Origin of the sequence: Comamonas sp. BIGb0124 (genome assembly GCF_003752175.1) — a bacterium.
In the GTDB taxonomy this organism is placed as follows: Bacteria; Pseudomonadota; Gammaproteobacteria; order Burkholderiales; family Burkholderiaceae_C; genus Comamonas_F.
Genome location: NZ_RJVF01000008.1, coordinates 288902 through 312160, shown reverse-complemented (window position 1 = coordinate 312160; position 23259 = coordinate 288902). Strand labels below are relative to the sequence as shown.

Genomic DNA, 23259 nt, shown 5'->3' with positions numbered 1-23259 from the left:
GCCCCCCAGATCAGTGGATGCGGATTTCGAAATAGGCTTCCTGTGCTTCGGGCAGATCCCGAAATCCGCCCTGGCGCGCCTTTTCATACACCCGGGCCCAGCGCATGGCCAGATGGATGTCGTCCTTGCTCAGGTCTTCTGCCACTTCGTTGTGTGCGCGTTCGAAGGCCTTGAATGCCGCGACGACAGCGTCGTTGTCACCCAGCTCCTTGCGCAGGATGTGGCCGAAGCGGCTCTCGGCCTGGGCTTTCTGGATGGCAGGGATGCCAGGGAAATCATGAAGGTTGACGGTGTAGAGGTGTTCGATCTGTTCCATGGGGCACCTGTTGAGAAGGCTGGATGGAACATCAGTATAAGCGCCATTGCTGGTTATGTGTACAGCATGGTCGTGTTTTGGCTGTCGGGCGGCAAGGAACCCGGCCACAGTCGCCGTTGCGGCCAGGTTCGCGGTCTGCGGATGGCGCTCGAAGACCGCGATATACGATTACCGGACTTAGATAAGTGGGGTGATTCGATGGGCCGCAGGTATGCTTGACGACACGCCCGAGGAGACAGCGATGACGACGACGCCCCCCCAACCGATTCACGAGGAATACCGCGGTTACCAGCTCATGGTGCTGGTGGACGATGTCGCGCCCAACGTGTGGTCGCGCGCCACCGTGGTCTACAACGGCACCGAGGTGTTCCGTACGCCGACCACCCAGCATTTCGACCGGGGGGTGGCCGCCGTGGATGCGCGGCGAAAAGCCCACGCATGGATCGATTCAGCGCTGGCGACGCCGGCCGAACGAACGATTTCTGGCGGTGTGAGGCGGGTTTGATGCACGACTGAGCCCGGCCGCAGAGTAGACTGAGCAACCCCTATTTCTCGATCAACAAAAACAGGCGCTCTCCGATGCTTAGAACACTCGTCGCTGCCAAGCGGGCAGGCCAAATCGGCACAGTCGGCGATCTGCGTTTGCTGGAAGAATTCATTGCCAACGACGGGCTTCGCGGTGGCGTGACTTACCTGAACACACTGGTACCCCATCGATTCACAGCCGTGTACCGCAAGCGGCGCGATGTGATGTACTGCATGTCGGCCTTCGACATCGAGGGCGAGATATTCGGCCCGGATCTTCAGAGCGTGCCCGTGTGCGACAGCTATTGCCAGTTCGTCCTGAAAGACGGTGTCTTCGTGACCGAGGATGCGCGCAGGGAAAGCGTGCTCGATGGTCACAAGTACCAGCAGGCGCTGCTGAGCTATGTCGGGCAGCCGATTTACCTGTCCAGCGGCGAAACCTATGGCACCTTGTGCCATTTCGATTTTCTCGAGCGCAAGGTCGCTGCCCAGCAGCAGGAGTTCTTTGCAAGCGCAGTCAGGGTGATTGCAGCGGCTGCAGAAAAGGCTTCGACCTCCGCGGCATGAAGCCAAAACCAGAGGGCGGATCCTGCTGCCTTCAGGGCCGGCCTTGAACGCGGGGCTCGCCTTGTCGTCCTGCCGACCGCTGCGCTCTCGCCAGCATCGGCAACAGCACACAGATCGACAGGGCGGCTGCCAGGTTGTAGAGCATCCCGGTGACGAATGCCGAGGCGTATGAGCCCGCTTGCGCTGCCATGCCGTCCTCTGCAAGAGCCGCACCGAACAGGATGCCGACGACGGCCACACCCAGCGCCGCGCCGACTTGCTGCACGGTCGAGACCACGCCCGAGGCCATCCCGGCCTGGGCTTCGTCGACAAAGCCCAGCACCAGGTTCAGCAGCGGCGTCATGATCGAACCCTGGCTGGCGCCGACCACGATCAGCACCGGAATCAACTGCGTGGGCACCAGTTCCGCGCCGGCCAGACGCACCTGTGCGATCAGCAGGCCGATGGACGTTGCATAGACCAGCGCGCCCGCGACGATGGCGTGCACGCCCCACCGTGCCACCAGCCGCGGTGCGGCCAGCGAAGCGGCGACAAAGCCCACGCTGCAAGGCGCGAAAAGGCTGCCGGCGACGAAGGGGTCGAGCCCCAGGCCGGTCTGCATCAGCAAGGCGAAGCACAGGAAAAAGGAACTGGACGTGGAGTAGACCAGCAGCACCAGCACTGTTCCGAGCGCGAAACGGCGCTGCGCCAGCAGTTGCATGTCGACCAGCGGCAGTGCGCCCGCCCGCCGCCGCCTTTCTTGCTGCCGATGGAACAGTGCGAGCAGCCCCCCGGCCGTGACCAGCGACCACAGGCTCCAGGCCGGCCAGTGCTGTGCCGGTCCCTCGATGAGGGGGATCAGCAAAAGCGCCAACCCGGCGCTGACCAGTGCCACGCCCGGCCAGTCCAGTGCTGGGCGTTGCGGGGCACGGGACTCGAGGATGTGGCGCGCCGCCGCGATGGCGAACAGGCCGATGGGCACGTTGATGAGAAAGATGCTGCGCCAGCCCAGCCCGAACAGGTCGGCATGCACCATCCAGCCGCCCAAGACCTGACCGGCAATGGCGGCCAGGCCCAGCGTCATGCCCAGCAGCCCGAAGGCGCGCCGGCGGTCATCGCCGTCGAAGTTGACGCGAATGGATGCATAGACCTGGGGAAACAGCAAGGCAGCGGCCAGCCCCTGCAACACCCGGGCCCCGATCAGGAAGCCGGCACTGGGCGCCAGTCCGCACAAGGCCGACGCCAGCGTAAAACCGGCCATGCCGATCACGAACAGGCGGCGACGTCCGAACAGATCGCCCAGACGGCCGCCGGTGATCAGCAGGACACCGAATGCCAGCTCGTAGCCGGCCACGATGAAACCGATCTGCGCAAAGCTGGCACCCAGCCCCGCCTGCATGCTGGGGATGGCCACATTGACCACGAACAGATCGAAGATCGTCACGAAACCGGCCAGCAGCAGCACGGACAGGCCCAGCCAGGGGGCACGGCGAGAGGCATCGCTAGAGAGGTCGGGAGGGGAGAAATCTGCGCTCATCTTGTGCATCCGTGAAGGTCAAGCGAGCATTCTCGAGCGGCTTTTAGGCAATTACAATTTAACGATTTATGCTATTACTGAAAGCAACGAGATCACGATGCGAACACTGGAACGAACGCGTACCGATCTGGCCGCCTTCTTGCGGGCGCACCGCGAGCGCTTGTCGCCCGCCGATGTGGGTCTGCCCAGCGGCAATCGCCGTCGCACCCCCGGGCTGCGGCGTGAAGAGGTCGCTGCGCTCGCCGGAGTGGGGCTGACCTGGTACACGTGGCTGGAGCAGGGGAGAGACATCGGCGTTTCGGCTGCGTTTCTGGACAGTCTCACGCGGGTGCTGAAGCTGGATGCGGCAGAACGCCGGCACCTGTTTCTGTTGGCGCATGAGCGGCCACCGGCCGAGCCGGGCAAGACGTGGTGTGTATTGCCGCCGCTGGTGAGACGCCTGATGCACGATCTGCCGCACCCGGCCTTTGTGCTCAACCTGCGTTGGGACGTGCTGGGCTTCAACGCCTGCGCCGATCGGCTTTTTGCTTTCGGATCGCATGGGCCCGAGCGGCGCAATCTGCTCTGGCTGCTGTTCACCGATCCTGTGCTGCGTGAACGCGTGCATGACTGGGATGAACAGGCCCCGGCGATGTTGTCGAGCTTCCGCCGCGACTTTGCCCGCGCCACGCAAGAAGCCGACATCCACGCGCTGGTGGATGAGCTGGAACGGGTATCACCCGAGTTCAAGGCAGGGTGGCGCAGACACGAGGTTCACGCGCCGTGCAATGGGGTGCGCACGCTGACGATCGACGGCAAGGCCGAGCCGTTCGAACACACGACGCTGACCGTGGACGAAGACCGGCACCTGCGACTGGTGGTGTATGCGCGCTTGCTGGGTGAGCCCGCTTCGGGTCGGTGAAGGGCAAGGGCACGGCGGGCACCGGATTGGCGTCGTCGGGACGTAAAAAAAGCCCGCATCCTGTGCGGGCTTGGATCGTGCCGAGTCGGCTTAACGCTTCTGTGCCTTGGCTTGATCGCGCAGAGCCTTGATGATGTCATGGCTTTGCTGGGCGTTCGCGGCCAGGCGCGAGACCACGGCGGCTACGTCGGCAGGCAGCGCTTCCTTGCTAGCCTTGCGGTAACGGGCAACATTGGCGTCTTCACCACGTTCGGCTTCTTCCAGGATGGAATGGTCGCTGTCGGCGCCGACGGCGGTCTTGACCTTGAGCCAGCCGCGATGGACGGCACCACCGATGGATCCGCTTTCCGTGGGCTCGCCGCCATAAGTGGCGATCAGGGTGGCCAGCTCTTGCGCGGTCTTTTCGTGGTAAGTGACCAGCGAGGTGAAACGCTGTTTCAGATCCACGGATTCGGTTTCTTCGGCGCCGACGCGATAACTTTGAGCGCCATCGTGGGCATTCTTGAGCAAATCGTTCAAAACCTCGACCACTTGCGAATTTGTATCTGCCATTTTGTGTCCTTTGGAAAAAAAGAGGGATGAGTCGATGGTGGCCGCTTATTGAATGGGATCGCGTCGGATAACAAGCCACGGATCGGTGGTCCCCAAGCCTTACTGGTCCAGTTCGTCGGAGAGTTGCTTGGCGGCCAGATAAAGTTCGTCCACGGGACGAATATGTCGATGCGCCAATTGTTTTAATTCCTCGTTATCGGCCTGTTGTGATGTCAGGGTCAATAAGTCTCGAAGTGTTTCATGATCGCGCATGCCGACTTGGGATAAAAACTGCATTTCGAAAGTCCTGCCAGTCGTCAGTCCGGTCCAAAGCAGGCGTCGCGTGAGCTGGGTCGCCGATTCGGTTGGGCGGGGTTCGTGTCCTGAAGCGACTTCAAATTGCGTGACTTCGAGCAATAGCCTTTCGTGGGCTTTCATCGCTTTCAACGCAAAGTCTCTGACCTGAGGGATATCGGCCTCGTCGGCCGCGATCTCTGCATTGCGCATGCCGGCCCGGTGCGCCTCGGCCATGTGGGTGAGCCGGGCGATGTCGGCGTCGGTCAGCCGGCCGGCCATGACACGTGGCTCGCCGAATGCCGACGAGATCGAGGCCAGAAGCACCGCCACGACGCTCACCAACAGCCACAGCACGGATGCGTTGCCGATGGGCTGTGGTCGCCGATGAAGCGGTTGCGAATCCCTGTGCGCAGCGTGGAACATGGTGAAGTCCTTTTGACGTCAGTGTCGCTGGCGGCGGTGGTTTGGCGAGTCGGAGAAGGAGAGGGCGAGGGCTCGGATGGGCTCTTGTGAGAGGCGTGTGCGCATGGCCATAAAAAAAGCCCGGTTCCGTGATGGAACCGGGCTTCATTTCATGTCGGCCTCGAGATTGCTGGATCAGAGTGCCATGTCGTTGGCAGCCTTGCCCTGCCGGGGAGCCGCCTTGGTCGAGGGCGCAGGGCCGGGCGTCAGATCGATCTTCGGCGGCGGCGTGAGCTGGAGGATGTCGGCGGTGCGGGTCCATTCCTGGTAGGTCTTGGATGCATCGTCATTGAGGTGGGTGCCATAACTCGGCACGATCTGGCGCAGCTTGGCTTGCCACTCGGGTGTCGCGACCTTGTCCTTGAAGACCTTTTCCATCAGACCGATCATGATGGGCGGTGCTGTCGAGGCGCCGGGCGAAGCGCCGAGCAGACCGGCAATGCTGCCGTCCTGGCTGCTGACGATTTCGGTGCCCAGTTTCAGGGTGCCGCCCTTGGCTTCGTCGCGCTTGATGATCTGCACGCGCTGGCCGGCTTGCCACAGGCGCCAGTCTTCCTTCTTGGCATTCGGGAAGTATTCCTTGAGGGCTGCGTAGCGGTCGTCGTCGGACAGCAGGACCTGGCCGATCAGATACTGCACGAGCGAGAATTCGTCCAGCCCCACGCGGACCATGGGCCAGACGTTGTGGGTGTTGGTGCTGGCCAGCAGATCGAAGTAAGAACCCTGCTTGAGGAACTTGGTCGAGAAGGTGGCGAAGGGGCCAAACAGAATCACCTGCTTGCCATCGAGCACGCGTGTGTCGAGGTGAGGCACCGACATCGGCGGCGAGCCGACCGATGCCTTGCCATAGGCCTTGGCCAGATGGCGGCTGGCGATCTCGGGGTTTTCGGTGACCAGGAAAGAGCCGCCGACGGGGAAGGCGCCGTAATCCTTGGCTTCGGGAATGCCGGATTCCTGCAGCAGATGCAGAGCGCTGCCGCCCGCGCCGATGAACACGAACTTGGCGTCGACGTTCTGAGCCGAACCGCCGCCTTGGGTGGGCGAGTACGACACGCGCCAGCTGCCATCCGCATTGCGCTTGATGCCATCGACCTCGCTGGAGAGTTTGAGGTCGAATTGGGATTGCGACTGCAGGTAGGCCACATATTGACGCGTGAGTTCACCGAAGTTCACGTCGGTGCCCAGCGGTGACCAGGTTGCAGCCAGTTTCTGGCTGGGATCGCGCCCTTCCATCATGAGCGGAACCCACTGCTTGATCTGCTCGCGGTCTTCCGAATACTGCATGCCGCGGAACAGCGGACTGGCTTGCAGCGCTTCGTAGCGCTTCTTGAGATAGGTGACGTTTTCATCGCCCCACACAAAACTCATGTGCGGCGTGGAGTTGATGAACGAGCGCGGATTCTTGAGTACGCCCCGTGTCACCTGGTGAGCCCAGAACTGGCGGGAGATCTGGAACGCTTCGTTGATCTCGATGGCCTTCGAGATGTCGATGGTTCCATCCTTCTTTTCGGGCGTGTAGTTCAGCTCGGCCAGTGCCGAGTGGCCCGTGCCGGCATTGTTCCAGCCGTTGGAGCTTTCCTTGGCCACGCCGTCGAGGCGCTCGATCATCATCATCGACCAGTTCGGCTCGAGCTCGTGCAGCCAGATGCCCAGCGTCGAGCTCATGATCCCGCCACCCACCAGCAGCACATCGACCTTCTTTGTCTCTGCCGCATGAGCGGACAGCGCTATCAAGGACGCTGCCAAACCCACCAGGGCAGGGCGCCACTTCATGTTTTTCATCATTCTTCAAACCTCGATTGTTCAATGCACCGCAACGGCTCGGCAGGGGCCGATGCCGATGCAGGCGTGTCGGCGGCCTGACTGCGATCACGCAAGGTCATCGCAGGGAGGCACGGCCGGTCTGGCGTGTCTGTCGCGTCCGCCGGTGCGGAGCGGCATCCCGTTCTGTACGGCGGCGGGTAGGGGATTGTACTGGGGATTGGGGTTTACCCTTGTGTCGCATCCGAGTGGCTATGACATAGGGTGTCCATGCTCACCTCGACGACGCGCTTTTTTTACTCAATCAACTCATGCCAGCTACGACACGCAGGCGTGCCGTCGGTGTGCTATTTTCGAGATCATGATCTGGTTTTGTCAGGATTTTGTGTAGAAATATTAAACTCAGGCCTGCGCGTTCGCGACTTCCTGAATCCTTTGTATGACCCATACCCTAGGCTAAACTTGCTCTACAGTCAAAATACTCAAGGGGGATATATGGAAGAAAAGGGGTGCTGCATCAATAAATCAACTGGAGGATATAATATTGACAAATTTGAACTTTGTCAAAAGAAAGCTGACGACCATCGAATTTATCTGCGAATGCAATAAACGAGCGGCCGGAGCCTTTAATGCATACATGGAAATGGTGAAGGGCTTTTCATATATCGTTCCCAATGATTGCAACTTGGCAGTGGATTGCCTTAATCGCGCCAGCCCAAAAATATCGAAAAAATTCCTCCCGCTATGCAAGGAGATTAACAATCTGACTCAAGACAATCCAGAGAAAGCAAATAATATGATTGTAAAAATTATCCAAACAAAGATGATCGAATTAAATTGATTATTATTGAGAATTTCATTGCAGAACATTAAATGAGAGGTGATGCCTCACAGTGATTTACTCTTCGGGTAAGCACTCCATAGACACGTCGGGATGCATCGGCGCAAACTAGACATTTTGTTGCTTTTTTGAGCAAAAATACATACCCCATGCGCAAGGGGTTATTTTCCATATCAGTCGACCATAAAAAGGCCAGTGAGCCAATGGAGTGGGAACAGTAACGGTGCTTTGGCGGCCGGGTTCGCGAAAATTGCAGCTTTCGATAGCTTTGATTTCTTCGGTGGCAACGCCGATGTATTGAATGGGATGAAAGCGATGGTTGTTGGCTGCGGCTCTTCTTCGAACATGCCCTCCAAGTGGTGGGGCTGAGGCGGGTTGCAGTGGATCACATATTCGTCTTGGCCTTGAGCGTTATTGCGGCAGCCGTTTTGGGTGGTGGCGTGCCCAGAGAGTCGATCGCTACATCCATGCTCACCTCCTATGTGTCTCTAATTTTTGTCTCAATTGGATTGCTACCGCTCTTGCCGCTTTCGGCGCGGTTTGGTCAGATCTCGGTTGGTATAGTAGTTGGGGCAGGGTGTTCCTGACGGTGCTTTTCGGGCGGGCATGATAGTTGCCACTGCGCCAGACCGAGTACTCGAGCGTGGTGTAGTGGAGTGGTTGTTAGAGCACATATCCGCCCTTGGCTTCTTTGTTGCGGTGTCGGCGGCGCTTTCAGCATGGTGGGGCCGACGAGTCACACCGTCGTTCCTGGGCGTTGCTGGGGGCGCCTGCAGTGCCAGTTAGCTTCGTCAATCGTTGCAGTGCTGACCGCAGGTCAAGTCCTCTACACAAGAAGAGACTCACAAAGATCGGCAGAGTGCCATATTGATCATTATATGGGGCCTTTCTGGCTTGGGGTGGGGCGGCCATGGCACTAATTTAACACTTTTATATAACCCCTAAACGGGGCTGGAGCGATTAGTTATAATGCGTTTAATAAACAATCTGCTTTGGCGGCAATTTGGAGGGCATATGCAGGTCGTAAGCCGCCGGTTGGTGTTCCAGGGTTGCAAGGGGTAATTCGATGAGCTTTAAGATGGAGACCGAGGGTCGAAGGAATCTGCTTGAGGTGTTATATGGTTTGATTCATCAAAGACGAAGTGATGTAAATCAATTGCTTCAGGCTGATTTTTATCGATCATTTAATGCATGGGAAGAGTTTTATCGTCAGTGCTGCATTGATAGTGATGAGTTGCTTGGCGTTGATGTCTATAGTGAGGCTGTAGCAAAAATGAATTTTTTGAGCCCCGAGGGATTTTGGGGTAGGGAGGGGGCGAGGTATATCGCGTCTTTGGCTCCGTGGGGTTCAAGATACGATGATTTAGAGGGAATGGGTGAATTGAGACTGCATCAGGAGAATAGGGCGAAAAGTTTTTTTCTCTACAGGAGCGATGAGTGCAGTCGCTTTTGCGGGCAACTGGATGATGTGAATTTTCCTGCGGGTCGTTTTTCGAATTATCTGACTGAGGAGATGATTGCCAGCTTTTCCAATATGGGATTATTGTTTGATGAGGTCTTGTCGCGAGATGTCTGTCCCGTTGTTTCTCGTCCGTTTATTGATGGTTGGAAGCTTTGTTTTTCGCCTGAAAGTAGCTACGGCTTGGAGGGCTGGCCCATGGTTGGTATTGATCGACTGGAGTTTTGCAAGGTTATAAATTTCCGATTTTATCTGTGCCCAATGCCTTTCAAGAAAGTTATTACGCCTGAATCTTTTAGAAGTGGAAAGTTGTTAAATCTACCATTGGGATGTCTTCTAAATGGATTTGCCGTGGCGTACAATAGAATGACTCATTGGCGTGATCTCCGTGTTTGTTTGTTGGCTTACTCGACTCTCTATCGAGCGCTTGACTGTGAAATTGGTGGCGATTTCGCAATGAATTTTTCCCGTATAGTCAAGGGTGGTAACTATGGTTCGTCAAAAGTTGATTAATGATGCGTGAGTATTTTTATTTATGCCCGGGTCGCCAGAGTATCTGGCCATGAAAGTTGCTGTGAGTCAGCTGGGGGGCTAAAAAAATAGGTATTATTTGTCAATTCTTATGGATCTTGTTGCGGCTTTGTTGTTGTTGTTGTTGTTGTTGTTGTTGATTTTTCCGCGGTGTTTTTCACTGCGCATATGAATATTGAGGCTTTTTGCGGCTGGCTGATCGATATTTATAAGGTGCTCTCGGCTTGCGGCTAGACTATCTGTATGGGGTGGATTCCGCTATCAATGGTTCTTGATGTTCTGTCATGCGATCCTAAAATACATCAAAGGATGGAGCTTCCTTGCCAGCCTCCACTTGTCGTAAGCTGGCGCGGCTGACTTTCCTCTGGGCGTCGAGTCCACTGTTGTCGTCAATCTCAGTGGGCACATGGGAACCAACTTGTTGGACCAATTGGTGTGTGGCAAAATCCCCCTTAAGTTGGTTGCGCCGGGGGTTTTTGAGGTGGGCCTCGGTTATGACAGGTACACTTCGACATCAAGCCTTGGACAAGCGACACGGGGGTAGAAACTTGGCAACGTCGGCCGGTTCGACAGCCAATTCAAGAGCCGCAACGGTGCGGAAGTTCACTCTCAAGTCGGGTCAACGTTTTTCATTCAACCGATGGTCAAGCGAAGATTAGACTGCAATGAGGTAAGTTGCGCGTCTTGGTGTTCTAACCGTTGCTGGCTTCGGTGTGCTGGCTACTCTTGGCTACTGGCAACTTGAACGTCAATCGCTTGTTGTGTCGACGCCCCTGTTTCGAGACGGAGCGATTGGCTGGTGTTTAAATCCAGAGCAATTTGTTGCTATTGGCTGCCGAACGCTTTTAACCAGCGACGCGTGTTTGGGAATATCAAGCAGTGTATGGCGTGGAGCAACTCCAAGTCACAGAAGCGGAAGATTTGGTCTGTCGGTCGCGACGAGCGCAGGGTTCAAGCACTTGGGAGCATGTGGGTTGCCGCCAGATGTCTCGGTAGGACTGACGTGACTTCCAGCGTTTTAGGGTCGTTAGCCGAGGGGTTGCAACCGATGCCCCTCCATGTGCGCGCGACCCTCTCCCTCCTGGTACGTCCTCGCCACTGACGGCGCGCCGCCCGTGCGACTGCTCACTGACGCCGACGAGGCAGTCATATCTATGAAAGTGAATGAAAAACATCCGACTTGATTCCGCTTGCATTCACTCAATTTTCACTCAATTTTCACTCAATTTTCACTCAATTTTGAGGAAGAAAGCGTTCATTGATTTCTCGTGCTCAGTCTTAAAACTCAGCAACGCATGGAGCTTATCGCGTACGGCCCTTCGAGGTCGGATCATCACATTCAGGACATCCCAGAGACAAGGAGAAGGACCACACATGAGGAATCGAGAAGCACGGACTGCGGGGCCACACTGAGCACTGCTCACTTTGTTACTGCTGACTGCGGTATTGTCCGGCTGTGTCCAGGCTGCAGGCCACGGACAGCAGGCGGCAGGGGCAGTAGGAATCCGCTATCAGCACGTTGGAGCAGGGCGTCAGGGAACAGCCGTCCGATGCGTCGCTGCGCACGAGTTTGCTCTCTGCCAGGGTCGAGGCCACGACGCGTCTGGTCGCAGACGCGGCGCAGGCCCGTGCGGCAGGGTTTACTGTAGAGGCATGCACTCAATTGAGTGTGTGTGGGCGATGGTTGATAATAATTTTTGATTGATATTGTCATGATTTTTGTATTTTTATTTGCTTTCTTTGCATTATTAGTGGTATTTGAGTTTATTGGCCGGCTGATGCTCTCAATTCGGGCTCGTCGTTACTGGCGGTTATTTTTTGTTTTTCATGACAATGGGCTTCATGTTTGGTGTGCTGGCGCAGTTTGATGTGAATATTTATTTGTCTATTGCTGGAATGTTGTTTTCACTCGTTATGGCTATGATAAGTATGGTCATGACGGCCTGTGTGATAAAGAAAGATCGTGATAGGGCTTGAGTGAAACCCCGTAAAAATAATGAAATCAAGGAATACTTTGAGTGGTTTCACGGAATTCTTCTGCAACGATTGGATGAACTTACACGAGCGGTGAAAGACATGCCGTCGTTTGAAGATCGTAAGCCTGACTTCACGTCCGTATCACTTGATTTGTTGGGTTGTTGGTTTTGGTTTGTGACGCAAGTGGAGACATGCTCTTTGGGTCAAAAGGCCTTCGATTGTAGTTATCGAAGTTGGTCGTGATGAAATTTTGACTGTATAGTGCAACTATTTTCTGATTTCATTTGATTTTCAGGGTGTTGCGTGATGGGTTTTAGAAATGCGAATGCAGAGGGTCCGCATAGGTCATGAGACTCCGTCATGTCATTGACGAGGCATGACGCAGCCTCCGCTGCCATTATTGACTGGGGTACCACCCAGCGAACCCAAGGCGGTCTCTATGTGCCGATGGATCATGCTCTGTAAGCGCATGACATACGGCACCCTCTAGACAGCGTGTGAATGTTCAATCCGCTTTGATATTTGCCGTCAGTGCAAGTTCGCCATTGCGGTCGGCATGCGCGGATGCGCTCGAAGAAGCACGGGCCAGGCCTTGCTGGCCACTGACGGGGTAGAACTTCGCCAATGGGCAACGACTGGGCCTTGGATTTCGCACTATAGGGATGACCCGCCGCGTACTTGCGAGTTGCTTTTAATTTCACTTTGAAAGCCTTGAAGTGGGACTTGATGAGAGTGGGGCGCACCTTGCCTGTAAGTAAATTCTCCTCATTACTCGTGCGTTTGCCCTCAATGATCAAATTGGTTTCGGTTGCCATTCATAATCTTCATCTCAACAACATGGGATGAGGATGATGATGAAATCGACAGGATGGGGGCGAGGCCTCGCTGTAGCCAGCGTACTGGCAGTACTCTTGCTGACAGGATGCGCGACACGAACCAAGATGACGTTCGAAGATCCGGCAGAGAGCGTGACCGCAGCGAGCAAGCCGGTGTTTCTGATGACTGCGACCATCAAGAACCCATATAAGACTCGCTATCAGCCCAAGCTCAATGTGCTGCACGTTGAAAAGCCAGGCGCGACTGAAGCGGCGGACCGTTGGAACTTTGTCGTTGACGACAAGGCACGACAGGAAACCAATAGCTCTACGCGAGGGAATCACTACCTGTTGCGGATGTCACTGGATCCCGGTAGTTACGAGCTGGTCGGTTTCAGTGCTTTGGCCAGCGCGTTCCCTGTCCATGGCTTGTTTTTTGTTCCCCTGTATGCCAATCTGAAGGTCACCGCGCCCGGTGTCTACTATCTGGGTCATGTCGAGGCGACGGTGCGAGAGCGCCAGGGTGAGGAGTTTCGGGCAGGGCCGCTGATTCCATTGATCGATCAAGCCATCGCGGGGGCTTCGGGAGGCACCTTCGATATTGTCATCACAGACCAACAGGCGAAGGATGAGGCAGCGTTTCGTAGTTACTTCCCTGCGTTGGCGAATGTCCCGATTATCAAGGCAATGCTCCCGTCTTTTGATCGAATCAAGGCGCAGAAGCGGTGGGATGCACAGTGATCTACTGGTAGACACGAGAGGCTGGGTTCGCTGCTTGAATGGTTGCTCGGACTCAGACTCGACGTGTACCGCAGCGCCATGTTGACGGTGAAGGATGGGTTCTGAGCCGGCAAGGCTTGCTCAATACCCGTTCGCCGCCCCGTTCCGCCGGCTGTCGGCCGCTCCGCTGTAGACCGGGAATCCGTTGGTGTCGTAACTCACGGCAATGCCGCTGATGCCGCTCTTGAGGCCTGTCGCTTCGGCGTTGGCGGCGGTGTTGCCGTACTTGGAGACGAGGTTGCCGACCTGGTCTGCAATCGGCTTGCCGGCCTCGAGCTGCGCGGTTCCGTTCTGGCCGGTGAAATTGTCGGCGTTGACGGCTTCCTGGATGTCCATGCCGTAGACGGTGTGGCCCAGGAAGGTCTTCACGATGTAGTCGGGGATGGGGCCGCCGCCGGCAGAGCCCCAGACCATCTGGAGCCGGCCTTCGGCATCGAAGGCGATGGCTGGAGAGATGGACGAGCGCGGGCGCTTGTTGGCCTGGTAGCCGTTGACGTCGAAGCCCAGCGTGCTGGCCGAGAAGTTCGACATCGCGTTGTTGATCAGGATGCCGGCCGCTTCGATATGCGAACCCCAGTGCGTGTTGATGGTGGTCGTCATGGAGATGGCGTTGCCGTAGCCGTCGACGATGGCCAGATTGCTGGTGGTGTTCCAGTCTTCGTCGTGGGCAGCGGCTTGTCCGGCGCTTGCCAGCTGCATGGCGCTGGTTCGCGAGGTCTTGCGCACCGCCGAGGCCAGCGTGTCGTCATGGGCTGGGCTGGTGGCGACGAACGCGGCAATGCCGTCGGCAGTTGTACCGGCCGGCGCGGTCGCGAGTGCGGTGTCCGTGATCAGCGCGGCACGTGCATCGAGGTAGGCCGGCGAGAGCAGGGTGGCGACACGCGCGTTCACGTTGGAGTAGGCCGGATCGCCCACGATGTTGCGGCGGTCGGCGTTGGCCAGGCGGCTGCCCTCGGTGACGAGGTGTAGGTAGTCGGTGCCGTTGAAGGGCATGCCGGCCAGTTGTTTGCGCTCCATCAAGCCCAGGTTGTAGAGCGTCACCAGGCCGCCGAACGACGGTGCAGGCTGGGTGTAGATCGTCATGCCGAAATGGGTGCCCACCAAAGGCTTGCGTTCGACGGCCTTGTAGGCGGCGAAGTCGGCGGCCGTCATCAGGCTGGGGATTCTGGCGATGGTGCCGGCAATGGCCGGCGCGGCCGTCGTGCCCGAGCTCGGCAGGATCGACGTACAGGGCAGTTGGCCGCTCGTGAGCTTGGCGACGATGGCCGGAGCGATGGCGCCGGCCGGGTCGTAGAAGGCCTGGGCACCGCCGTCACGCACGATCTCCATCGAGGCCGCGAGTTCGGGATTGCGGATGAGCGTGCCGATGGCCAGCGGCTTCTGTTTGCTGGCGTCGGTCGGCTCGCAGTAGCGCGCGTTGATGTCGGGGTACTTGCAGCGTGCCGCACCCTTGGCCGTGCCGGCGGAATTGACCCAGGCCGATACGGCGCTGCCGGCGGCCACGGGGTTGCCGTCGTCGTCGTATTCGCTGGCCTCCGCGTACAGCGTGGTGTACATGTAGGGCGACATCGGGAAGCCCTTGTTCGCCAGGTCGATGGCGTCGCCCCACAGCGCATTCCAGGCGGTCTTGCCGTAGATGCGGTGCACCGAGTCGAGCACTGCCAGGGTGCCGGGCACGCCGGCTGCACGGGCCGAGATGTTGGTGTTGCCCTGCTGCGCCGAGATGCTGGCGCCGGCGCTCAGACCGGATTTGCAGAGGTTGTAGGGTGCGACGGATGAAACGTCCTGGGCCGTTGCCTTGTAGATGGTGTCGACGCCGCCGACTTCGGCCGGCGCCGAAGACAGGCCGTCGAAGGTGCGCACCGCACCTGAAGCGGCGTCGTAGTAGGTGATCACGGATCCGCCACCCAGGCCCGAACCGAAGGGCTCGGTCACGCCCAGCACGGCTTGAACCGCGATGGCCGCATCGATGGCGGTGCCGCCCTGTGCCAGCACCTTGCAGCCTGCTGCCGAGGCATTCACGTCGGCCGAGGTGACCATCAGATTCGAGCCCTTGAGACCCACGGTCTGGCCGTAGGGTGCGCCGCTCTGCGGCTCGCAGCGTGCCGGATCGAATGTGACGGTCCGCGTCGGGGTCGGGTCGGGCGTGGGGACGGTCGGGGTCGTCTCGCCGTCGCCGGCCGTGTCGTTGTCGGAAGGGCTGCTGCCGCCGCCGCACGCGGCCAGGGCCAGGACGAGGCTCAGGCTCCAGAGGGCAGGGCGGGCGGTGGCGTGTCGAAGTGGATGTGTCATGGGCTGATGAAGAGGGATGTCGCGGCGTGGCGACCGCGGCTGTGCCGAGTCGCATGAAGACATAGAGCAGGATCCGTTCCATGTTCGGGCAGCGCTTTGGCCCTTCGCAAGCCCAGGAAAAACCGGGATGTGGAGGGGCGGCTTTGAAGCAGGGCCGGTAAATCGACGCTGTGCAGCCACGCAGGGACGGATTTCCGTCCATGCGGGTTTGCGGCGGTCGTGGATGGGCCACGACTGCGCAGGCGGCGTGCGTTCGCTAACCACTCGTATAAAATGTTAGCAACTGTGGCTAAATGTGGCTACACCAATCGACTATTCATGACCCGACTCACGCGCATTTTCTATGTCAGCAAAGCCCAGATCGGAAGCCGGCTTCAGACCGTTTCAGACATTCTGGCGGTCGCCCGCACATTCAACGCCGAGCATGAGATCACGGGCCTGCTGACCTATGACGGCGAGCATTTCACGCAGGTGCTCGAAGGCCCGGCCACGGTGCTGGACACGCTGATGGCGCGTATATCGGCAGACCCGCGACACGGACGGGTGCGGGTCCTGGCCCGGAAACCGATCATCTCGCGCGATTTCGAGGACTGGTCGATGGGTTATCTGCACGACGGCCGGTTCAACGACGCCGTCGCCGGTCTGCTGGCCGAGAGCCACACCGATGCCGACGAGGTCGAGGCCTTCATCGGCGAGTTGATTCACAACAAACGATTCATCAGGTGAGGGCCTGAGGGCTCGCCGTTCTCGAATCCTCGAGATACGGATCGAGTGCCTGGGCCATGAGCTCGGCGTGCCGGGTGCGCACGGCCGAGAACCGGTACGAAGTGTCCCAGACCATGTCGATGAAGCTCTGCAAATAGGTGCTGCGGCGCAAGTCGACAGGGCGTTCGAGCCATGTCTTGATCACCCAGTCGCGGTCGGTCTGAGGCGTACTCCACTGCATGTTTTTTCTTTCCCTGATCTCGCTGCCTTGTTATCGGCAGTCTGGTGGAATTCTAGAATCGAATCCTGTCATTCAGGCTCTGCAAGTGTGTGGATTTGTCGATGACGGCGATCGCGTGGTGCAGGGGTCGTTCCGTACGAGGACGGCGCTGCAAGCCCTTCGCGCGCAAAACAGCGGCCGGTGTGAGAGGGTTGCCGTGGCGCTGCAGCCTGTCGGTCGGGAGACAGCCTCGTTACGGCAAGATGAAACCAATTGTAATAGATGCGTGGCCCCTGCATCCAGATGGCATCGCGGTGGGTAGTGGAAACATGTCGCTCGTATAGAACGCCAATAACAAGCGCGTGGCATATCCCTCCACTCCACAGGACTTGCAACATGCCTCAATACCTGAAACTCAGTTCCCTCGCTCTGGCTGCCGTGGCCACTCTGGCCGCGTGCGGCGGTGGCGGCGGTGACGACCACGGAGACGGCGAGATGCCCCCCGCGCCCGTCGTTCTCGGAGACACCGTGGCCGTGACCGCCGCCAACCGCGTCATCTCGTTCAACCGGACCACGCCCGGAACGATCTCGAGCAATGTGGCACTGTCCGGCCTGGCCGGTGGCGAGTCGCTGGTCGGTATCGATGTGCGCCCGGCCGACGGCGCGATCTATGCGGTCAGCAGCACCAACCGCATCTACACCCTGGATGCCAGCACCGGTGTGCTGACGCTCAAGTCCACCCTGTCCGTACCCCTTGCCGGCAATCAGTTCGGGGTCGATTTCAACCCGGTCGCCGATCGTCTGCGTCTGGTCAGCAATACCGGTCAGAACCTGCGGGTGGACGTGACCACGGGCGGCGTGACGGAAGACAAGCCCATCAACGGCCCCGCAGCATCGGTCACCGCGTCCGCCTATACCAACGCTTTTGCCGGCACCACCACCACACAGCTCTTCAACCTGGATGCCGCCGGGACGCTGTATCTGCAGGATCCGCCCAACGACGGAACGCTGGCCAATCCGGTGCCGCTGAAGGTGACGTTCACCTCGAGCAACGGCTTCGACATCGATGCCCGCAACAACGTGGGTTACGCCGCACTCGCGGTCGGCGGTTCGACCCAGCTCTACACCGTGCCGCTGAGCGGCGATGCCGGGGCCAAGGCGGTCGGCCCCATCGGCACGGGCGAGGCCGTGATCGGACTGACCCTGGTTCAGCCCGAAGCACTGCGGGTGTATCTGCTCGACGACGCCTCGCGCCTGTCCAGCTTTGCACCGGCTGCGCCCAACACGGTGTCGACGGCCGTGGCGATCAGCGGACTGGCTTCGGGCGAGACGGTGCTGGGCATCGATTTCCGCCCGGCGAACGGCAAGCTGTATGGCCTGACCAGCAACGCGCGGGTGGTCAGCATCGACACGGGCAGCGGCGCCGCAACCGTGGTTTCGACGCTGGCCGCCGATCCGGCCGACACATCGGCTCCCTACACCGGCCTGGACGGCAGCCAGTTCACGGTGGATTTCAACCCGGTTGCCGACCGCCTGCGTGTGATCAGTGAAACCGGTCAGAGCCTGCGCATCAATGTGGAAACCGGCATCACCATCACCGATGGCACGATCAACCGCAGCACGCCTGCCAAGGTGGTGGCCGGTGCCTACACCAACAGCTTTGCCGGCACCACCGCGACGACGCTGTACGACCTCGATGCCAACGAGAACGTGCTGGCCAAGCAGAATCCGCCGAACGACGGCACGCTGGAAAACGTCGGTCCCCTGGGCGTGACGCTCAACGGGCAGGGTGCATTCGACATCGCCGGCGGCGCCAACGGCCTGGTCCTGGCCGCGTTGCGCAGCGGTGCGAGCGGTCCGTTCACGCTCTACACGCTGTCGCTGACCAGCGGTGCCGCCACGCTGTACCGCAACACCACGGGCGATGCCAGCCTGTCCCTGATCGGCGGCGCTTCGGGTCCCGTGGTGCGTGACATCGCCATCCGATTCTGACGCTGTACAACGGCTGAAACAGACCACGCCTGTCCCGTGCGCCCCATGCGCGCGGGGCAGGCGTCTTCAGTTGGCGTGACGGAAATGCTTGGAGCCGCGGCTGGCCATGCCGATGTCGTGAGCGGTGGACTGGAGCAGGGGGCCGAGCGCCTCCATGCGGGCCTTGGTCAGCCGGACCAGCGGCCCGGCAATGGTCACCACGCCGATCACCGTGCCGTCGACGCCGCGCACCGGGGCCGCCATCGCGCTCATGGCGGGCGCAAAGACTTCGACGATGAGGCTGAAACCGCGTTTGCGTGCAGCCTTGATCTGCGCGCTCACGCCGGCCAGCGTGGTGGGGGCCTTGGGCCCGTAGTTCTCGGGTTTGCCCAGGCCCTGGCGAGAGACCTTGGAGATGGCCTCGTCGTCGCTGAGCGTGGAGAGCCAGGCGTAGCCCGCCGCACTGCACGACAGCGGGACCGACAGGCCCATGTCGGTGTCGTAGAACAGGCCCTTGCGTGCACCCTGCGCCTTGGCCACGAAGATGAGGTCGTCGCCGTCGACGACACCCAGCCGCACCAGTTCGCCGCTCTGCACGGCCAGCTCGTCGAGCAAGGGCTGCGACACGTCGACCACGCCGGTGGTCCCCAGATAGTTGAGCCCCATGGCGGCGAGCTTGATGGTCAGCATGTAGTGGCCGTCGCGTTCGCGCTGCCGGACATAGCCCAGCGTCACCAGATCGGTGAGCATGCGGTGCGTGGCGCTGAGCGGAATGTCCAGCGCAGACGAGAGCGCCGAGAGAGGGCAGCCTTCCGGATACTGGATCAGGTGCTCGAGAACCTTGAATGATCGTTCGATGAGGGCTGCCATGGTGGGCGCGGAATTTCCGTGTAGTGCTTTTCCCGCGAGTCTAGCCGAAGCGCAACGCCGTTCCGACGAGGAAAGCGTTTCCAGTTGAGGCTTTACGCCCGGGAGCGGCGCCTTCGAGCGGCCTCTGGATACTGGAAAATATTTTCCAATTCCGTTGTGTCAAGTCATTCGGTTGATTCGATTCGATGGGGAAGCGGATCTCGATTCAGGCACGAAAAAGGGTCTGCGAGACTTTTTGCAGTCGGTTTCCTGTTAAGGGTATTCCATAGGTTGGAAAACTCGCATCGTTTTGTACCATCCAGTACGTCCATGAAGATGCATGGATGACAGAACAACTCATACCCAGGAATAACAGAGATGCGAAAAACCTTCGAGACAAGCCCAGGCGCAAATCAGGACAGTGGTTCGAACACGATTGCGGAACGCACGGGGATGTCCCGCCGGGCGTTTTCCAGAATGCTGGGATTGCCGATGCTGGCCGCTCCGTCCATGATGCTTGCGGGTTGCCTGGGGGGTGGATCGAACGACGACGAGGCACCGGTGACGCCGCCGGTCGCGGGCGCGCCGGCGCTGGCCCGTGGCGCCTTCGTGGCCACCGTGGCCGATCACTTCGACTGGGTGCATTCGTCGTCGTACAACGACCAGTACAAGGCGGTGCAGCCGAAGTACAGCGATGTGGTGCTGGACCAGACCCCGTACTCGCGGCAGATCGAGACGGCGCTGGAAGAGTCGGTGATCGGCAACGCAGGCACCGCTTTCGCGCCCGACGCCGACGCGACCCGCGAGTGGGCCGCCGGGGTGTACGCCAAGGCTTTCGGCATCACCACGACGCAAGCCGATGCGCTATCGATTTTCAGCGATGCCGCTCAGATCGGCGAGGAATACCGGGCATCGGTCAATGCGCTGGTCGGCGCCGGCTACATGCAGGGAACCAGTGCCACGGCCTTCTCGCCCAAGGCCCAGATCACGGTCGCCGAGGCCGAAGCGGTGCTCAAGGCCATCACGGGCCGGCTGACCTCGCCGCCTCAGGTGATGTGCAAGTCGGGCACGACCGCGCCGCGCCGCTTCATCCGCATTTCCACGCCGACGGCCGGCGCTGCGATCTACTACACCGTCACGACCGACGGCAGCGAGCCGGCCGATCCGCTGAGCAGCGGCCGGCTTTACGACTTCTATGCACAGGGCGTGCTGCAGTACGCGTCCAACGGCACGGTGCGCCTGAAAGCGGTGGCCGTGCGCGACGATCTCGAGCCCAGCGTGGTGCGGGAGTTCTTCTGGAAAACAGGTGTGCCCGATACGGCCGAATACCAGGCCACCGTTTACCATGAAGCATCGGGCGCCAAGCCCAAGGTCTGGAAGATATTCAACAAGGCAGAGAATCTCGGGCCTTTCGTCTATTACATCGAAGGCAGCACGCGCGGTTTAGTATTCGATTGCGGCCAGATTTCGCCGGATAAAGCCAATCTCAAGTCCTTCGTCGATTCGATTGCGACCAAACCCTATGACATGATCGTGGGTCATAACCACTCCGATCACTCGTCGCAGATCTACAACTTCACCTCGGCCGGTATCCCGTTCTATTGTTCGGGCATCGAAAAAGCCGCTTTCATGGCCGACAGCAATGCCAATCGCCGTGCGGCGGGAACGGCGGCGATTGCCGTGCCGGATGGCCACACGTTCGACCTGGGCAGCAGCAAGGTCAGCATTTTCATCATCCCGGGCCACACCAACGGCACGGTGACGGCGGTGGTGCATGAGGCCGGCTGGGTGTTCGGCTCCGACATGTGGGGCTGCAACCGCCCGACGACGGCGGACACCACGCAGTATTCGTCCGTCAAGGTCGATCTGTTCCTGTCGCTGACGCTGCAGTTGCTGGCCGATTACCGCAAACGCATCGTCGACGGCCAGATCGTGGAGGTCACCAATGCTCACCAGGAGGTGCCCGTGGGCATGGCTTGCGTGGACAACTTCGTGCAGTGTTTCCAGCAACTGATCGACGAGGGCGACGCCGCGTCCAAGCCGTCCATCCGCGGCGGCATCGCCAACCGCATGAGTATCGTGGGCGACATGTGGCGCGACAAGAACTGGATGGCCATCGGCCCCATCGGCAGCGGCTACGGCAAGCCCGTCGATTACCTCAGCAAGCCGACGGTGGATTATCCGAACGGCATCGGCATCGACTACAACGTGGACAACGGCTACCGCAAGTACGCCACGCTGAGCAACGTCGAGTTCGAGCAAGCCACGCTGGTGGGTGTGAACGTGTACTGGGCAGCGCCCGCCAACGGGACGCCGAACGTGCTGCCGAACAAGTTCGATCCGTGGACCTTCGACTACCGCCTGAAAGTGCCGGCCGGACAGCGCAGCGTGGCGATCCGACCCCGTGCCATGTCCAACAAGGCGAGCGGGCTGAAGGTCAACGGCGCCGCGGTGGCGCAGTCCAGCCGCACGGTGGTGCCGGTTTCGGCAGGCAGCAGGATCGTCGTCGAGGTGACTTCGCCGGACGGCAGCGCCACCAACCGCTACTCGTTCACGGTCGAGGTGGCCTGAGTCCGGCGTGTGCCGATGACCTGAGCGAGGGGCGCTTCCGTTTGTGAAAAACGAGCGTGGCCCTCGCGGCCTTCGAAAGGCCGGTCGAAGTCCGTTTCCAGGCTGCGTGCAGTGGCCGGGTTGCGGACTTCGTCGTTTCAGGGGTTGGTGAAATAGTCCCAGGCCAGCGCCAGCAACAGCGAGAACACGCCACCCGCGACCAGGTACAGGCCATAGGGGACAAAAGCGAGGACCACTGCGACCGTGCCGGCCATGGCGAACAGCGTGTAGCGCCGGCGGCCCGTGAGATGCAACTGGTGCAGCCCGTAGCCCAGGATCACCCCGGCGACTGCCGCCAGGGCATGGATCTCGTCGAGCAGCACCGGCTCGGCGGGTGTCATGGGCACACTGGCCTGGGCGCGCTGTCCCAGCGTCAGCGTCGAGGCGCCGGCCATCCATGCACGCGCCCGCGAGAACAGCCCGCGCGGGGCCGTCTCGCCACGCGGCCCCGGCCGTCGGGGTGCGTGTGCAGCGATTGCGGTGTGTCGAGACGTGGAGAAACCCATGAGCTCCCTTGTTCCAAACGGGGCAGGGCAGGCAGGGCGCCTGCGCATCGGGTCATTCTAAGGACGTTTGCAAGCGCGCCGTTAAGCGTCGGCCTTGGTGAAAACGAGAAAAACCCGGTCGGGATGGACCGGGTCGGCAATGCAGATGCACAAGATGCGCATCGGCGGCGGGGCTGCCGATGCAAGCCCGGCATCATCGAGGGTCAGGCTTTCGCCTTCGCGGCATCGCGCATGGCCTTGATCTCGTCGTGGCTGCGTTGCGCGGCCTGGGCTTGGCGGTCGATCGTGGCGAGCACGTCGGCCGGCAGCGAGTCGGCTTTCAGCGCCTTGCGGTAGCGGGCCACATTGGCGTCTTCGCCACGTTCGGCTTCGTCCAGGATGGACGCATCGCTGTCGGCGCCGACGGCCGCCTTGACCTTCAGCCAGCCCCGGTGCACGGCACCGGTGGCAGAGCCGTGGTCTACCGCTTCGCCGCCGTGATGCTGCACCAGGGCCGCGAGATCGGCTGCCGTGCGGGCGTGGTGTTCGGCCAATGTCTGGAAGGTGTTCTGCAGATACGGCGAGTGGGTCTCCTTGGCTGCTGCCAGGTAGCCCTGGTGACCGTCGTGCGCATTCTTGAGCAGATCGTTGAGGATGTCGATGACTTCTGTACGGGTGGTCATGGAGGTTTCCTTTCCTTTGAATGACTTCTCTGAGACGCGTCGCAACTTGCGTTTCGCGTTGACTCCATGGTCACCCCAGGCGGGCAAACCGTGCGTCGGCGAGCCCTTGCCGCTGGCGTAGGAGTCGTCGCTCCCTGCCGGTCAGGCGTCGTCGTCCCGAACAAA

General features: G+C 59.8%; 20 protein-coding genes. 10 read left to right on the top strand and 10 right to left on the bottom strand.

From position 1 onward, the window contains the following. Positions 1–10: 10 nt before the first annotated feature. Complete coding sequence (locus EC845_RS02620) at positions 11–316, bottom strand: hypothetical protein (protein WP_123295656.1); 306 nt, start codon at positions 314–316, stop codon at positions 11–13. A gap of 241 nt (positions 317–557) precedes the next feature. Here EC845_RS02620 and EC845_RS02615 point away from each other — a divergent pair, with 241 nt between their 5' ends. Next, a complete protein-coding gene (locus EC845_RS02615; RefSeq protein ID WP_123295655.1) occupies positions 558–821 on the top strand; it encodes a hypothetical protein in 264 nt (87 codons plus the stop codon). A 74-nt stretch (positions 822–895) separates the two neighbouring features. After that, positions 896–1408: a hypothetical protein gene (locus EC845_RS02610; RefSeq protein ID WP_148077223.1), complete on the top strand. Its 513-nt coding sequence runs from the start codon at positions 896–898 to the stop codon at positions 1406–1408. A gap of 31 nt (positions 1409–1439) precedes the next feature. Here EC845_RS02610 and EC845_RS02605 read toward each other — a convergent pair whose 3' ends face one another. After that, positions 1440–2924, bottom strand: coding sequence for an MFS transporter (locus EC845_RS02605; protein ID WP_123296320.1), 1485 nt, complete (start codon positions 2922–2924; stop codon positions 1440–1442). A gap of 97 nt (positions 2925–3021) precedes the next feature. Between EC845_RS02605 and EC845_RS02600 the strand changes: the two genes are divergently transcribed. Further along, positions 3022–3825 carry a helix-turn-helix transcriptional regulator gene (locus tag EC845_RS02600; RefSeq protein WP_123295653.1) on the top strand — a complete coding sequence of 268 codons (804 nt, stop codon included), beginning with the start codon at positions 3022–3024 and terminating at the stop codon, positions 3823–3825. A gap of 90 nt (positions 3826–3915) precedes the next feature. Here the strand turns inward: EC845_RS02600 and EC845_RS02595 are convergent, their stop codons facing one another. The 3 genes from EC845_RS02595 to mqo all read right to left on the bottom strand — a co-directional run bounded on the left by EC845_RS02595 (position 3916) and on the right by mqo (position 6888). Next, positions 3916–4377 (bottom strand): PA2169 family four-helix-bundle protein, encoded by a 462-nt coding sequence (locus EC845_RS02595; protein WP_123295652.1) that lies wholly within the window; start codon positions 4375–4377, stop codon positions 3916–3918. Positions 4378–4476: 99 nt separating this feature from the next. Next, positions 4477–5076 (bottom strand): DUF4142 domain-containing protein, encoded by a 600-nt coding sequence (locus tag EC845_RS02590; protein ID WP_123295651.1) that lies wholly within the window; start codon positions 5074–5076, stop codon positions 4477–4479. A 174-nt stretch (positions 5077–5250) separates the two neighbouring features. Then, a complete protein-coding gene (mqo, locus tag EC845_RS02585) occupies positions 5251–6888 on the bottom strand; it encodes a malate dehydrogenase (quinone) (RefSeq protein ID WP_233597910.1) in 1638 nt (545 codons plus the stop codon). A 532-nt stretch (positions 6889–7420) separates the two neighbouring features. Here mqo and EC845_RS22020 point away from each other — a divergent pair. The 4 genes from EC845_RS22020 to EC845_RS02580 all read left to right on the top strand — a co-directional run bounded on the left by EC845_RS22020 (position 7421) and on the right by EC845_RS02580 (position 13240). Then, on the top strand, positions 7421–7717 hold the full coding sequence (locus EC845_RS22020; protein ID WP_148077222.1) for a hypothetical protein: 297 nt from the start codon (positions 7421–7423) through the stop codon (positions 7715–7717). A 1066-nt stretch (positions 7718–8783) separates the two neighbouring features. Then, a complete protein-coding gene (locus tag EC845_RS22015) occupies positions 8784–9689 on the top strand; it encodes a hypothetical protein (RefSeq protein ID WP_148077221.1) in 906 nt (301 codons plus the stop codon). Between the two features lie 1860 nt (positions 9690–11549). Then, positions 11550–11684 (top strand): hypothetical protein, encoded by a 135-nt coding sequence (locus tag EC845_RS22725; RefSeq protein ID WP_255416889.1) that lies wholly within the window; start codon positions 11550–11552, stop codon positions 11682–11684. 941 nt (positions 11685–12625) lie between these two features. Then, a complete protein-coding gene (locus EC845_RS02580) occupies positions 12626–13240 on the top strand; it encodes a hypothetical protein (RefSeq protein ID WP_123295649.1) in 615 nt (204 codons plus the stop codon). A gap of 120 nt (positions 13241–13360) precedes the next feature. On the opposite strand, the gene EC845_RS02575 is transcribed toward EC845_RS02580, so the two are convergent. After that, on the bottom strand, positions 13361–15571 hold the full coding sequence (locus EC845_RS02575; protein ID WP_158615590.1) for a gamma-glutamyltransferase family protein: 2211 nt from the start codon (positions 15569–15571) through the stop codon (positions 13361–13363). A gap of 318 nt (positions 15572–15889) precedes the next feature. On the opposite strand from EC845_RS02575, the gene EC845_RS02570 reads away from it, so the two are divergent. Next, positions 15890–16297, top strand: coding sequence for a BLUF domain-containing protein (locus EC845_RS02570; protein WP_158615589.1), 408 nt, complete (start codon positions 15890–15892; stop codon positions 16295–16297). Here the strand turns inward: EC845_RS02570 and EC845_RS02565 are convergent. Continuing rightward, a complete protein-coding gene (locus EC845_RS02565) occupies positions 16290–16517 on the bottom strand; it encodes a hypothetical protein (RefSeq protein ID WP_123295646.1) in 228 nt (75 codons plus the stop codon). The genes EC845_RS02570 and EC845_RS02565 overlap by 8 nt on opposite strands. A 375-nt stretch (positions 16518–16892) precedes the next feature. On the opposite strand from EC845_RS02565, the gene EC845_RS02560 reads away from it, so the two are divergent. Beyond that, positions 16893–18488 carry a DUF4394 domain-containing protein gene (locus EC845_RS02560; RefSeq protein ID WP_123295645.1) on the top strand — a complete coding sequence of 532 codons (1596 nt, stop codon included), beginning with the start codon at positions 16893–16895 and terminating at the stop codon, positions 18486–18488. A 66-nt stretch (positions 18489–18554) separates the two neighbouring features. On the opposite strand, the gene EC845_RS02555 is transcribed toward EC845_RS02560, so the two are convergent. Continuing rightward, on the bottom strand, positions 18555–19337 hold the full coding sequence (locus EC845_RS02555; RefSeq protein WP_123295644.1) for an IclR family transcriptional regulator: 783 nt from the start codon (positions 19335–19337) through the stop codon (positions 18555–18557). Positions 19338–19808: 471 nt separating this feature from the next. Here EC845_RS02555 and EC845_RS02550 point away from each other — a divergent pair, with 471 nt between their 5' ends. Then, positions 19809–21887, top strand: coding sequence for a cadherin-like beta sandwich domain-containing protein (locus EC845_RS02550; RefSeq protein ID WP_158615588.1), 2079 nt, complete (start codon positions 19809–19811; stop codon positions 21885–21887). A 137-nt stretch (positions 21888–22024) separates the two neighbouring features. Here EC845_RS02550 and EC845_RS02545 read toward each other — a convergent pair whose 3' ends face one another. Together EC845_RS02545 and EC845_RS02540 are read right to left on the bottom strand one after the other, a co-directional pair. After that, positions 22025–22432 carry a hypothetical protein gene (locus tag EC845_RS02545; RefSeq protein ID WP_148077220.1) on the bottom strand — a complete coding sequence of 136 codons (408 nt, stop codon included), beginning with the start codon at positions 22430–22432 and terminating at the stop codon, positions 22025–22027. A 203-nt stretch (positions 22433–22635) separates the two neighbouring features. Beyond that, positions 22636–23094 carry a PA2169 family four-helix-bundle protein gene (locus EC845_RS02540; protein ID WP_123295641.1) on the bottom strand — a complete coding sequence of 153 codons (459 nt, stop codon included), beginning with the start codon at positions 23092–23094 and terminating at the stop codon, positions 22636–22638. Between the last annotated feature and the right edge of the window lie 165 nt (positions 23095–23259).